13 protein-coding genes, 1 pseudogene and 1 riboswitch are annotated in these 13,097 nt (G+C 57.4%); of the genes and pseudogenes, 11 read left to right on the top strand and 3 right to left on the bottom strand.

The features are described from left to right. Window positions 1-455: 455 nt before the first annotated feature. Window positions 456-1,805: an MFS transporter gene (locus ABE504_RS00810; protein ID WP_430083130.1), complete on the bottom strand. Its 1,350-nt coding sequence runs from the start codon at window positions 1,803-1,805 to the stop codon at window positions 456-458. A gap of 162 nt (window positions 1,806-1,967) precedes the next feature. Here ABE504_RS00810 and ABE504_RS00815 point away from each other — a divergent pair, with 162 nt between their 5' ends. Further along, window positions 1,968-2,249 (top strand): autorepressor SdpR family transcription factor, encoded by a 282-nt coding sequence (locus ABE504_RS00815; RefSeq protein WP_430083132.1) that lies wholly within the window; start codon window positions 1,968-1,970, stop codon window positions 2,247-2,249. Further along, the gene (locus ABE504_RS00820; RefSeq protein ID WP_430083135.1) at window positions 2,246-2,884 is read left to right on the top strand and encodes an SdpI family protein; all 639 of its coding nucleotides are present in this window, start codon (window positions 2,246-2,248) and stop codon (window positions 2,882-2,884) included. Before ABE504_RS00815 ends, ABE504_RS00820 begins: the two co-directional genes overlap by 4 nt. An 84-nt stretch (window positions 2,885-2,968) precedes the next feature. Here ABE504_RS00820 and ABE504_RS00825 read toward each other — a convergent pair whose 3' ends face one another. Then, on the bottom strand, window positions 2,969-3,955 hold the full coding sequence (locus ABE504_RS00825) for a bile acid:sodium symporter family protein (RefSeq protein ID WP_430084710.1): 987 nt from the start codon (window positions 3,953-3,955) through the stop codon (window positions 2,969-2,971). A gap of 53 nt (window positions 3,956-4,008) precedes the next feature. Next, the gene (locus ABE504_RS00830) at window positions 4,009-4,437 is read right to left on the bottom strand and encodes an Lrp/AsnC family transcriptional regulator (RefSeq protein ID WP_430083137.1); all 429 of its coding nucleotides are present in this window, start codon (window positions 4,435-4,437) and stop codon (window positions 4,009-4,011) included. A 127-nt stretch (window positions 4,438-4,564) separates the two neighbouring features. On the opposite strand from ABE504_RS00830, the gene ABE504_RS00835 reads away from it, so the two are divergent. From ABE504_RS00835 to ABE504_RS00875, 9 genes and pseudogenes are all read left to right on the top strand, one after another. Beyond that, a complete protein-coding gene (locus ABE504_RS00835; protein WP_430083140.1) occupies window positions 4,565-5,323 on the top strand; it encodes an MBL fold metallo-hydrolase in 759 nt (252 codons plus the stop codon). Window positions 5,324-5,390: 67 nt separating this feature from the next. Further along, window positions 5,391-5,488, top strand: a riboswitch (TPP riboswitch). 169 nt (window positions 5,489-5,657) lie between these two features. Then, window positions 5,658-6,275, top strand: coding sequence for a thiamine phosphate synthase (locus ABE504_RS00840; protein WP_430083142.1), 618 nt, complete (start codon window positions 5,658-5,660; stop codon window positions 6,273-6,275). Continuing rightward, window positions 6,276-7,604, top strand: a complete 1,329-nt coding sequence (gene thiO, locus ABE504_RS00845) for a glycine oxidase ThiO (protein ID WP_430083145.1) — start codon at window positions 6,276-6,278, stop codon at window positions 7,602-7,604. Between the two features lie 20 nt (window positions 7,605-7,624). Further along, the gene (gene thiS / locus ABE504_RS00850) at window positions 7,625-7,828 is read left to right on the top strand and encodes a sulfur carrier protein ThiS (protein ID WP_430083148.1); all 204 of its coding nucleotides are present in this window, start codon (window positions 7,625-7,627) and stop codon (window positions 7,826-7,828) included. 5 nt (window positions 7,829-7,833) lie between these two features. Beyond that, a complete protein-coding gene (locus tag ABE504_RS00855) occupies window positions 7,834-8,601 on the top strand; it encodes a thiazole synthase (RefSeq protein ID WP_126145017.1) in 768 nt (255 codons plus the stop codon). 369 nt (window positions 8,602-8,970) lie between these two features. Beyond that, window positions 8,971-9,774: pseudogene (gene thiD, locus ABE504_RS00860) on the top strand (bifunctional hydroxymethylpyrimidine kinase/phosphomethylpyrimidine kinase); the annotation flags it as partial. Between the two features lie 230 nt (window positions 9,775-10,004). Beyond that, a complete protein-coding gene (gene thiE / locus ABE504_RS00865) occupies window positions 10,005-10,646 on the top strand; it encodes a thiamine phosphate synthase (RefSeq protein ID WP_430083151.1) in 642 nt (213 codons plus the stop codon). Between the two features lie 277 nt (window positions 10,647-10,923). Further along, the gene (locus ABE504_RS00870; protein WP_430083153.1) at window positions 10,924-11,532 is read left to right on the top strand and encodes an ArsR/SmtB family transcription factor; all 609 of its coding nucleotides are present in this window, start codon (window positions 10,924-10,926) and stop codon (window positions 11,530-11,532) included. A 2-nt stretch (window positions 11,533-11,534) separates the two neighbouring features. Beyond that, entirely contained in the window at window positions 11,535-12,650 is a 1,116-nt protein-coding gene (locus ABE504_RS00875; RefSeq protein WP_430083156.1) for an aminopeptidase, read from the top strand. The last annotated feature ends 447 nt before the right edge of the window (window positions 12,651-13,097 follow it).

The raw sequence follows: 13,097 nt of genomic DNA on the forward strand, positions 1-13,097 counted from the left end.
GCCAGCCCCGCGCCAAAACTGATTCCTGGGAGCAAGCAGCCAACCCTCACGCAAAAAAATTCCTGGGAGTACGCAGCCAAGCCCCCGCGCCAAAAAAATTCCTGAGAGTACGCAGCCAAGCCTCGCGCAAAAAAAATTCCTGCAAATCCGCAGGAATTTTTTGCATTATGGGCGGATTTCCGGGAATACCTGCAATAAAGCAGCTATTATTGGCGGATCGGCCAGTTTCGGGAGCAATCGCGCGAAAAAGATGCGTTTTCGCAGGTATTTCGCCGAAACGGGCTGAAAAAAGAAAAATGCGTGCTTTTTCGCAGGCAATTGGGAGGCTGGGTCACGTGAAGAGGTGGTGACCCAGAAGCTGGCGGCGCGTATAGGCCAAGCTGCGCGCGGGAAACGCTGCACAGCAAAGCTGCAGACGTGCATGCCGAGGCATGCCGTGGAGGCTGCCTCGCCTCTTACTGTGCGGCAGCCTCCTGCCGAGCGCCCTGCTTGTACCACAGCAGCATGCCCAGCGAAACCACGCCCACGGCCAGCAGCACGCCGTACACGTGCTTGTACGACGGCACAAGCGCCGTGTGCGTTTGCAGCTCGAGCAGCAGCCCGCACACGGCGACGGAGATGGAGCCGCCGAAGAACTGGATCAGCTGCATGAGCCCCATGCCGGAGCCGATGAGCGGCTTCGGCAGCCTTTGTGACGTCTCGTTGTTCAGCGAGGCGAGCGTCGCCGAGAACGCCGGCGAGAACACGATGTAGCCGGCCAGAATGACGAACGGCGATGCGCCGACGCAGGCGAAGAAGCCGAGCAGGACGAGCGCGAGCAGGCCGTGGCCGAGCAGCAGAAAGCGCATATTGCCGAAACGGTCGATCCAGCGGCCGACGAAGCGCGTCAAGAATGCGGACAATATTGCGCCCGGCGCAATCATCAAGCCGATGCGCATGGCGCTGAGGCCGAATGCTTTGGCCAGGACGAGCGGCATGAGGAACAGATTGCCGAGATTGAGGATCAGCAGGCAAAAGCCGATCACGACGAGCTTGCGATAAGTGCCGTCCCGGAGCAGCACCGGGTTGATGAACGTTTCCTGCCCGCGCCGCAAATGCCAGGCATGCACGGCAAAGGAAAGTACGCTGATGGCGAGCCACAGCCACGACAGCTGGGTGACCGCCAATAGCAGCGTGGCCGCATTTACCACGGTATAGCAAGCTCCGGCCAGATCGAAACGAAATGGCGGGGCTTCTTCGCGCGGCAGCAGGCGCAGCAGCACAGGTAAAATCACGAGCACAAGGCAGGTGACGGCGAATAGGCCGTTCCAGCCGAAGTACTCGGCGATGACGCCGCCGACGATCGGACCGAGCCCGAACGCCATGGCGCTCCCTGCGGAGATCATGGCAATGGCGGAGCCGCGGCGCTCCGGCGGGATGTAACGGCTGGCGAGCACGAGTCCGAGCCCAGCCATGACGCCGGCGCCGGCGGATTGCAGAATGCGAGCGGTGAGTAAGGTACCGAAGCTATGGGCGAACAAGCCGAACACCGAGGAAAAGCCCAACACGCACAGCCCGACCGTGAGCAGCTTGCGGATCGTAACAGCGTCGGAGAGCCGGCTGTAAATGACCGTAGACAGCGCGTAACCGATCGAGTAGCTGGAAATGACCCAGGAACCGAGGTCCGCGGTGATGTGTAAATCTTGGATAATGCTTGGAATGGACACGTTAAACATCGTCGTGTTCATCACCACAATAAAAAGCCCGATTGTCCATACGGGCATCACAATTTTGTCGTTCATAAAGATACCGTCCAGTCTGTACATAGGATGTCTGCCGAGAAATCAGTTCCTTTTTATTATAGTAAAGATACTCCGAAATAGCCAAATTACGCGCATGCGCCCATTGACAACGGCGGGTTTAACGGGCATAATTTAATTATTAGATAATTATCTAAATATATAATTGGAAAGAACGGAGGGGTGGCAATGAACGAAGCTTTCAAAGCCCTTGCTGACCCGACCCGACGCGAAATTTTGCAATTGCTTCGGGATAAGAGCCGGAATGCCGGCGAAATTGCAGAGCATTTTAACATCAGCAAGCCAAGCATCTCGCACCATCTGAACCTTTTGAAGCAGGCGGGACTTGTGCTCGATGAACGACAGGGCCAGCACATTGTGTATTCGCTGCATACGACGGTGGTCGAAGATGTGATTGGCTGGATGTTCAAGATGATGAAGAAGAACGATACCGAGGAGGAACAGTCATGAAAAAAATGAAGGAAATTTTTCTGCTGCTTATTTGTTTGTCCCCTGCAATCGGGGCTCTCATTGTGTATAACCAACTGCCAGATACAGTTGCCAGCCATTTTGGCGCAAATAACGAACCGAACGGCTGGATGGGCAAAAACAGCATGATCATCCTGCTCGGTGTGCTAGGATTCATGCCCTTGCTCCTGAAGGCGATTCGAGTCATCGATCCAAAACGGGGCAACTTCAGCAAGTTTCCCGTGGCTTTTGAAGTGACGCGCATCGGGGTCAGCATTCTGCTTGCCGCGGCGGGCTGGGGGATGTTGCTGTATAATCTCGGCTACCATGTGCAGATGTCCAAAATCATACTGGTGGCCATCGGCGTTCTTTTTGCCGTGATGGGCAATTTCATGACGCAGGTGAAATCGAACTACACGTTCGGCATCCGTACGCCATGGACACTCGCCGATGACGAAATTTGGCGCAAAACGCATCGCATGGGCGGCCCGCTCATGATGCTCGGCGGTGTTTTCGCCTTCATCGCCGCGTTCGTAACGAACGGAACGGTAGTCATTGTGCTGATCGCTGCGATGATCGCGACGTTTTTGGTTCCTGTGTTGTATTCGTATCTGCTGTTCAAACAGCAAGCGAGATGAGAGAATAGATAAAACGCCTCCATACCCACGATAAATGGGTGGAGGCGTTTTGTGTTGTCGGCGAATGATTTTTCGAGTACACCGCTAAGCTTGCTTCACATTCGAGGAGATGTTTACCCGCTTGGCATCGTTTTTCAGGCCATACCTGCGGTTCAGCAGGAAGCCGAACAGCGAGGCCAGAGATTGCTGGAACAGCATCCCGAGAATGACGGGAATCGCGACCGGCGGCGGAAAATACGCCACGGCGAGCACCGCGCCAGCACTGATGTTGCGCATGCCGCCATTGAAGGTCAGGGCAACGATGGTGCCCTGATCCCAGCCGAAAAGCTTGGCGACAAGCCAGCCGATCATGTAGCCGAGCGAGGCGATGATGAGGACAAAGCCCGCCAGACCGAGCAAATGCATGTCAAAATCGCGTAAATACGGCGCAATGACGGAGCTGTTGATGGCAACGACGATGCCCATGAAAAGCTTGGAGAAGGGGCCGAGCCTGCCGCTCCATTTTTCTTTTACGCGCCCGCGCGTCCACTGGTTAAGCAGCATGCCGATCAAGGAAGGTACTACGATCATGAAGAAGAGTCCCTTCATCATGGACAGCGTATCGAGTTGCACCTTGGTGCCGACCAGCAGCGACAGCGTGTACGGGACGACAAACGGCGAAAGAATCGTATCCATAAGAATGATGGACAGTGTCAGCACGATATTGCCGCGGTAAATCGCCACCCAGACGAAGCTGGTAATCCCCGTCGGGATGGCGGAAGCGAGAATCAGGCCAGTGATCGTTAAAGGTTCGTGGCCGTAGACGGCGTGCCCGAGACCTAGCGCAACGAGCGGCATGCCGACATGAAGAATAAGCAGCGTCGTAATGAGCGGCAGCGGCTGCACAATCACTTTGACAAATTCTCTGAAGCTGGAGGAGATACTCCCGGAGAACGTCATGAAGGCAAACAGCCACGGAGATAAAAACGTAAATCCGGACAAATGACTGCCGAGCAGGACGCCGATAAGGACCGAAATGGGTGTAATGAGCGGCATGATTTTTTCCAATTGTCGATTGAGCGCTGGGAGCATCTTGATGTTCATCCTCTCGTGTTCACGTGTGCATGCGTGTAAAAAGTACAGGACTACTTCATTTGGCCAATGGACAAGCTGACTTTGTAATTGCCGAAAGCAAGCAATTCATCAAGTAAAACGTTTAAATCGGAAGACGCGGCGACCCGGACTCTCAGCAGATAACAGCCCTCTCCGCTGACCCGGTGCGCTTCCAACACGGACTCGCTGCGTGCTATGTAAGCGAGAAACGCGTTATGCGCGGTGTTCGATTTCATGAAGACGACAATAAATGCGTGTACGGGCAGTCCGATTTTATCCGGATCCCAGTTGACGGTGTAGCCGCGAATGACGCCAAGGTCTTCCAGTCTCCGCACGCGGGCGCCGACGGCCTGGCCGGTTAGATGAACCTGCCCGCCTATCGCTTTGAAGGACAGTTTGGCGTCCTGCAGCAGGCATCGGAGTATGCGATAATCGATGTCGTCAAAAAGCGGAGTCTGCATCGCCCGATATTTCCTTTCACGGTGAAAATGAAAACGCCGAAATCGTTTCAAGCGGCTCTGTGAAGAACCTCCTGTGTATTTTATTATTGTAACAGAACCGTACCAGGAAGATAAGAGGTGGAGAACCATGAAAATTCAGTTAATCCGACATGCAACGCTCCTGCTCACCTATGCAGGCCTTCGTTTCTTAATCGATCCGATGTTCAGCAACCGGGAGGAAAATCCGCCGATCCCGAACACGGCGAATGACCGGCGCAATCCGCTGGTGCCCCTGCCGGCATCGGTATCGGCGGACATGTATGCCCGGCCGGATGTACTCGTGGTGACGCACCTTCACCGTGACCATTGGGACAGCGCTGCGGCTGCCGCTATTCCAAAGGCTACGCCAGTACTTTGCCAGCCAGGGGATGAAGCGGCGTTTCAGGAAGCGGGCTTCACTTCCGTGACGGCCGTCAATGGGAGCATCACTGTGCATGGGGTGACTTTAAACCGAACCTCCGGGCAGCACGGTACCGGCGAGATCGGGCGGATGATGGGGAGGGTGTCTGGCTTCGTTTTTCAAGCGGAAGGAGAACCGACTGTGTATCTCGCGGGCGATACGATTTGGTGCGACGATGTGAGGGAGGCGATTACGGTGCATAAGCCGGAGTGGGCAATCCTGAATGCCGGCGGAGCCCGGTTCACGACAGGCGATCCGATTACGATGGATGCGGATGATGTCATCCAAGTGTGCCGCATCGCGCCGCAGATAAAGCTCGTGGCTGTGCACATGGATGCGATCAACCACTGCCTCGTGACACGGGCGGACTTGCGCGACAAGCTTGCGGAAGCAGGGCTGCTAGAGCAGGTGGCGATTCCGGAGGATGGGGAGACGGTAGCAGGGTAGGCGATGTTGGAAATACATGTTTCCAAGCGCGTTTCCTCGTGCTATGATAAGAAATAACTGCATACGAGTGTTTCCCTAGGGGCGCCGAAAGGCTGAGACAGTGCAACTGAACCCTTTGAACCTGAACTGGGTCATACCAGCGGAGGAAAGTGGAGCGAATTTCAAGCTGATTGCTTATTTCAATTGTTACTGCGGCAGCGTGCGACCACTTTTCTACGGAGAAGTGGTTTTTTTGCGTCCATGGCGAGGCCGATCAGGGGGTGCGAAAGCTGTAACGGTTGCCAGCGCGGCTAGGGCAACCGTTAGCGATACCAGGCAAAAGGAGGCGGAAACCATGGCAGGCAAGGAACTGCATGTCATTACGAACGGCAGACGTACCTGGACAGAGATCGGTCAAACAGCGGTGCAAATTCATTCGTTGGTTACGGCGATCCATATCCGGGAAAAAGCCAAGTCGCCCGATGAGGTCTTCATCGGTGTGCAGCATCTGCTGGCGCTTGGGGTGCCGGCCGCCAAGCTGTATGTCAACGGCTTGCCTGCAGTGGCGGAAGCGCTGCGGCTCGGCGGGCTTCACCTGCCGGGCAGCTCGCCGCCGCTTCAGGAGATTATACGCATAGCCGTGGCCCGTATCGGTTTCTCCGTGCATAGCACGGAGGAAGCGGCTTTGCGGGAGGCGGAAGGGGCGGATTATGTGTTGTTCGGGCACATTTATGAGACGGCTTCCAAGCCAGGGCTGGCAGCGCGAGGGCTGGAGCAGCTCGCCGAAACAGCCTCACGCGTGCGCATCCCGGTGCTGGCCATCGGCGGCATGACGCCGGACCGCGTTCAGGACGTGCTCGCAACAGGGGCTGCCGGTATTGCCGTCATGAGCGGCATCTGGGAAGCGGAGGATCCGCTGGCTACAATTCAGACCTATCATCAAGTGCTTGGGCATAAAGGAGTGATGCTGTAGATGAGCGGCAAGTTAACAGATGTGCTCATTGTGGGCGGCGGTGTGATCGGTACATCGATTGCGTATTATTTGGCGAAAAAAGGAGCGTCCGTCACCTTGCTGGATCGCGGCCGCCTCGGCACGGAGGCGTCGTCGGCCGCAGCCGGCATGCTCGGCGCACAGTCCGAGATGGAGGACGACGGCGCGCTGTTTCAATGGGCGCGCCGCAGCAGAAGCATGTTCCCCGCGCTCAGCGAGGAACTGAAAGCATTGACGGGCCTCGACATCGGCCTCGTCCGGGAAGGGCTGCTGAACGTCGCGCTCAGCGACGTTCAAGAAGCGGAGCTGCGCGCGAGGGCGCTATGGCAGCGCGCAGCGGGGGAGCGGGCGGAGTGGCTGGACGCCTCCGCCGCCTGTGAACTTGAACCCGCGCTTAGCACGCGGGTTCGCGGGGCGCTCTACCTGCCGGACGACGGGCAGGTAGAGGCGCCGAAGCTGGCGGCCGCGTTCGCGCAGGCCGCCATCACGCTCGGGGCGAACGTGCGCGAGTTCGCCCCGGTAAGTGCGCTGCTGGCCGAGGGCGGCCGCGTCACCGGCGTGATGACGCCGGAGGGGCCGCTCTACAGCAGCTGCGTCGTTGTGGCCGCGGGGACGTGGAGCGGCCAACTGCTGCAGGGCATCGGCGCAGAGCTGCCAATGTACCCCGTCAAGGGCGAGTGCTTCTCGGTGCTGACGCCGAAGCCTCTCCTGCACAAAACCCTGTTCACCCCAGGGTGCTATGTGGTGCCGAAGGCCGGCGGGCGCGTGCTCGTCGGCGCGACCGTCAAGCCGTACAGCTACGACCGCAAGGTGTCGCTGGCAGGACTTCAGCTCCTCATGGCGCGTGCGCAGGAGCTGATGCCGGAGCTGGCCGGCGCCGAGTGGGAGCGCGCCTGGTCGGGTCTGCGGCCGCAGTCGGGCGACGGCCTGCCGTACATCGGCGCCGTGCCGCAGCTGGCGGGGCTGTATACTGCTTGCGGGCATTACCGCAACGGGATTTTGCTGAGTCCCATCACTGGTCAGGTGATGGCGAACCTGATCGCGGAGGGGAGCGCAGTGGACGACGAGGAGGAAGATGAGGAGCAACTGGTGTGGCAGTTTGCGGATGAGGGGTTTGCCGAAGAGGCGGGAGGAGCCGCCCAGTCGCAGCCTGGTTGGCGATCTGCGGAAGCAGGGAGCACGCAAGATGGGACAGTGCTGAGCGAAGAGGATCGGCTGATGTTGGACGCTTTTGTCCCGGATGTCGCGGAGGGCTCCAAGCGAGCGAGTTTGAATAAGCTGGCCGAAAAATCGTGCGAACCCGCACTTTAAACGAAAGGAGCTGCCAAGGAGTGAAGCTGCACATTAACGGGCAGGGGGTCGAGGTGCCGGACGGGATTCGGACGGTCGTCGACCTGCTGGAACATTTTAGCTTGGGCGAGAAAATGCTTATCGTGGAGCACAATGATGCCATTTTACAAAAGGAAGACCACGCCGGAGCTCAGCTTGCGGAAGGTCATCGCATCGAAATCGTTCATTTTGTAGGAGGGGGATAACCACAATGTTAAAAATCGGTCCTTATGAATTTCGTTCACGTTTATTGCTGGGTACGGGCAAGTTCCCGGATTTTCATATTCAAAAGCAAGCTGTCGATGTCAGCGAGTCGCAAATCTTGACGTTCGCGGTGCGGCGGATGAACATTTTTGAGGCGAGTCAGCCGAACTTTCTGTCGATGCTGGATGTGAAGAACTTCACGCTGCTGCCGAACACCGCCGGTGCCAAAACCGCCGAAGAAGCGGTGCGCATCGCGCGTCTCGCCAAAGCCTCCGGCTTGTGCGACATGATCAAGGTCGAAGTGATCGGCGACGAAATGACGCTGCTCCCGGACCCGGTGGAAACGCTCAAAGCGTCGGAAATGCTGCTCGAAGAAGGCTTCATCGTGCTGCCTTATACATCGGATGATGTGCTGCTGGCAAAAAGACTACAGGCACTCGGCGTGCACGCGATTATGCCGGGGGCATCCCCGATCGGGACGGGGCAGGGCATCGTGAACCCGTTGAACTTGAGCTTTATTATCGAGCAGGCGACGGTGCCGGTTATCGTTGATGCTGGAATCGGTGCACCATCGGACGCAGCGCTGGCGATGGAAATGGGTGCGGATGGCGTGCTTTTGAACACGGCGGTATCCGGCGCGAAAGATCCAGTTAAGATGGCGCTCGCCATGAAGCTGGCGATTGAAGCGGGGCGCGCCGGTTTTGAAGCCGGACGTATCCCTAAGAAACGCTACGCTTCGGCGAGCTCGCCGATGGAAGGCTTTAGCCGAGTGTAGGGGAACAGGCCAAAGTCAAAGCAAGACATGCGATAGTGGAATTCAAGTGGAACAAGTAACGCTAGAGGCTGATTTCCGGGCTGAGAGTCCAGTGGTGGAATCGGACCGAGTCGGACTGGATCGGACTGGGGCGCACCGGATCGGCTGTCAAAACCTGCAAAAAAGCAGGAATTTTCCCCGATCCTCACTTCATTTGGTGAAATGCCTGCGATTGCGCAGGCATTTTTGGAGAGAAGCCTATTTTGGAACGGTCTCAGTCTAAAAAGCTGCTTTTTCGCAGGAATTTTGCTGAAAACATCTTTTTTGAGGAAAATTCCTGCTTTATTGCAGGCAAGCACAGGAATACGAAAACGGGTAAGGAGGATCGCTGTGTCGGTCAAACATACGGTTTCAAAAGCACTAACGATTGCAGGCTCCGACAGCGGAGGCGGCGCAGGCATTCAAGCCGACCTCAAAACGTTTCAGGAGCTGAGCGTATACGGCATGACCGTCATTACGGCGGTAACGGCGCAAAATACGCTCGGCGTACAGGGCGTATACCCGATGAGCGCCGAGGCGATTGAACGACAGCTCGTCTCCATCGGCGAGGATTTGCCGCCCGATGCGCTGAAAACCGGTATGCTGTTCAGCGGCGACATCGTCCGCGTGGTTGCGGCGGCGATCCGTCGTTTTAGCTGGGCGCATGTCGTGGTCGATCCCGTCATGATCGCCAAAGGCGGCGCTGCGCTCCTCCAGCAGGAGGCGGTCGACGCGCTGATCGAGGCGCTGCTGCCCTTGGCGAGCGTCGTGACGCCGAACATTCCGGAAGCGGAGGCCTTGAGCGGCATCCGCATTGTGGATCAGGCGACGCGCGAGCTGGCGGCGAAACGCATTTACAGCTACGGCTGCCAGCACGTCATCATCAAAGGCGGGCATGAAGCGGATGCGGAGAGCTCGACGGATCTTTTGTTCGACGGGCAGACGTTCACATCGTTTACAGCCCCGAGGCTGGAAACCCGCCATACGCACGGTACGGGCTGCACGTTTGCCGCCGCCGTCACGGCGGGGCTGGCGCAGGGAATGGCGATGCCGGAAGCGATCCGGCAGGCTAAAAGGTTTATCCATGCGGCGATTGCCTCGCCGCTGAATATTGGCGCCGGGCACGGCCCGACGAATCATTGGGCGTACCGGCGGCTGGCGGAGGAGGGCGGCCAAGTCGCAGCTGCGACCATCGGCGTGCCATCCGTTGCGGGCATGGCAGGCGTTGCCGAAGCGGGCCAATCCCGCGTCGAGGCAGTCGACGCTGTTGCAGCCGCCGCAAGCGAGCGCGAGCACGGCTTGGGCGAAAGCGGGCGTGCTGCCGAAGCGATCGGCACCTCTGAAGCCGGTGCTGGCGCTCCTGCAAGAATGCGAGGTGCCCGCGAATGACGAGCGAAGAGCTGCGCAAGGCGCTTCGACTGTATTTGGTGATGGGTAGCCCCAATTGCGGCGGGGCGGACCCGGTTGCGGTGCTGGACGCCGCCATCGACGGCGGCGTCACGATGTTTCAGCTGCGCGAGAAAGGCCCCGGCGCCCTGCAGGGGCCGGAGCTGCTCGCGCTCGGCACCCGGCTGCGCCGGTTGTGCCGGGACCGCGGCGTGCCGTTCATCGTGAACGATGATGAGCGGCTCGCCGAACTGCTTGAGGCCGATGGGCTGCACATCGGCCAGGAGGATGCGCCCGCCGCTGAGGTGCGGCGGCGGCATCCCGGGCTGATCGTGGGCGTGTCGGCCCACGATCTTGCCGAAGCCGAGTCGGCGGTCGCCGCCGGCGCCGACTATCTGGGCGTAGGCCCCATGTACGTCACGCGCACCAAATTGGATGCGCGTGAGGTCCAGGGGCCTGCCATGATCGAGCGGATGCGCGCTGGCGGCATCCGCTTGCCCGTGGTCGGCATCGGCGGAATCGATGCCGGAAACGCCGGCCCCGTGCTGCGCGCCGGGGCCGACGGGGTCGCGGTTGTGAGCGCCATCACGGCCGCATCCTCCCCACGAGCAGCGGCCGAGGGGCTGCGCAAGCTTTTTTAGCTGAATCTTTTCTGAAAATTCGGGATGTTCCACCTTTTTCAGGGTGACAAGAACGTCCCTTTTTGCTACCATAGAAAAAAGGCTTGATCTCGGTAAATCGTTAAAGCATTGAATTGCGGGGCGATGGGTGAGAAGCAGGGGATGTCCTGCCGTCATCGCGATTGACAGGGATTCTGTTTGGCATTATGATACGGTTAAAAAGATTTGACCGTCGTTCAATTAAACCAAGAAGCCTATACTGGATCATCGGTACATAGGAGAGGGAGGTCGAATCTGTATGGAGCTGCAACCGGTTTATATTATCGAAGAGCTTGAACAATTGAAGACAGTGAGCGACCCACTTCGCTACAAAGTGCTTCTCTATTTAATTGAGAAAGCGTATACGGGCCAACAATTGGCTAAACTACTGGGGATGGCGCGCGCCAAGGTTCATTACCATCTGAATGAGCTGGAAAAACATGGATTTATTACCGTCATTCGTACAGAACTGAAGAATGGGATCGTCCAAAAGTTTTACCGTGCCGTCGCGCGGGGGTTCGTTCCTAGCGAAGCGTTGCTTCCTTATGTATCCGAAGTTGAGAATTATTATCGGGAAGCGACGCTCAACGCGCTTGGCCGCGCCAGAATTCGGGCAATTGAGGCGCCGGAGGAAGCTTTTCAGATTCCGTCTCCGGATCGTACGCACTGGCACCGGATGGCTACGCAAATCGAAGTCAAAATGAGCAAGGAAAAGTTCGCGCAGTGGCTGTCGAAATTCCGCGCGCTGATCTTTGAACTGGATGCGCAGCAGGAGGAGCAGGGAGACTGGTTCTATTTAACGACGGTCGGTTTTCAAATTAACGAGCCTTCCTTCGATCCTGTGGAGGAAGTGAAAGAGGAGAAATAGCCATGCTGGATCCTAGACTAACGAAGCTGGCCGATGTACTGGTCAATTATTCTGTGAAAGCGAAGCCGGGCGAAAATATTTTGATTGAAGCCTATGGCATCGACAACGCGCTGGTCAAAGAAATTGTGAAAAAGGTGCACGCCGCCGGCGCTCGCCCGTTCGTGAATTTGCGCGACCATGCGATCCTTCGCCAGCTGGTGATGGAGAGTACGGAAGCCCAAATGCAGACTTGGGCGGACGCTGACACGTTCCAAATGAAACAAATGCAAGGCTACATAGGCGTTCGCGGCGGTGCGAACATTTACGAGATGTCGGACATTCCGGCGGACCGGATGAAGCTGTACAACTCGATTTATTATCAGCAGGTGCATTTTGACGTGCGTGTGCCGGATACGCGCTGGGTCGTCCTGCGTTATCCGACTTCTTCGATGGCGCAGCTTGCGAGCATGAGCACGGATGCGTTCGAAGACTTCTACTTCAACGTCTGCACGATGGATTATGGCAAAATGTCCAAAGCGATGGACGCGCTCAAAGAGCTCATGGACCGCACGGACAAAGTGCGCCTGGTCGGCCCTGGCACGGACCTGACGTTTTCGATCAAAGGCATCGGCGGCGTCAAATGCGACGGCGAGCTGAACATCCCGGACGGCGAAGTGTACTCCGCGCCTGTGCGCGACTCCGTCAACGGTGTGATCTCGTACAATACGCCTACGCCTTATAACGGCTTTATTTTCGAGAATATCGTCCTCGAGTTCAAGGACGGCAAAATCGTCAAAGCGACCGCGAACGATACGGAGCGGATCAACGAGATTTTCGACATGGATGAGGGCGCGCGGTATGTCGGCGAATTCGCGATCGGCGTCAATCCTTACATTAAACATCCAATGAAGGACATCCTGTTCGATGAGAAAATCGACGGCTCCTTCCACTTCACGCCGGGCAACTGCTACGACGATGCGTACAACGGCAACAAATCGTCCCTGCACTGGGACATCGTGAACATCCAGCGTCCCGAGTATGGCGGCGGCGAAATCTGGTTCGACGACGTGCTGATCCGCAAGGATGGCGTGTTCGTCCTGCCGGAGCTGGAGCAGCTGAACCCGGAGAATTTGAAGTAAAATAAAACCTCTCGCTTAGCCCGTTGCATTACGGGTAGCGGGAGGTTTTTTTGGTTGAAGTAGGGCCTAGGCGCGGTGCAGGAGAGGTAGCTCCACGGTTCAGTCGCCGCCGCTAAGAGGGTCCAACCCTAGCTAAATCCGCCAAAATCGCTATTTCGGGCGAGTTAAGAGGGTTTAGCCCCTATGAACCCACGCCGAACGAACCTCAACAAGCCAATTCGCCGCCGCTAAGAGGGTTCAGCCCTAGCTAGCTCCGCGAAAATGGGCTATTCTGGGTGCTTTAAGAGGGGACAGCCCCTCTTAAAGCAGGCCGAACGAACCCCAACAAGCCAATTCGCCGCTGCTAAGAGGGTCTAGCCCTAGCTAAATCCGCCAAAATGGCTATTTCGGGCGGGTTAAGAGGGTTTAGCCCCGCTTAACCCTCACGAACCATGCACTTAACCTCCT

The sequence above is a fragment of the Paenibacillus oryzisoli genome (assembly GCF_050467285.1).
GTDB classification, from domain to species: Bacteria; Bacillota; Bacilli; order Paenibacillales; family NBRC-103111; genus Paenibacillus_E; species Paenibacillus_E oryzisoli_A.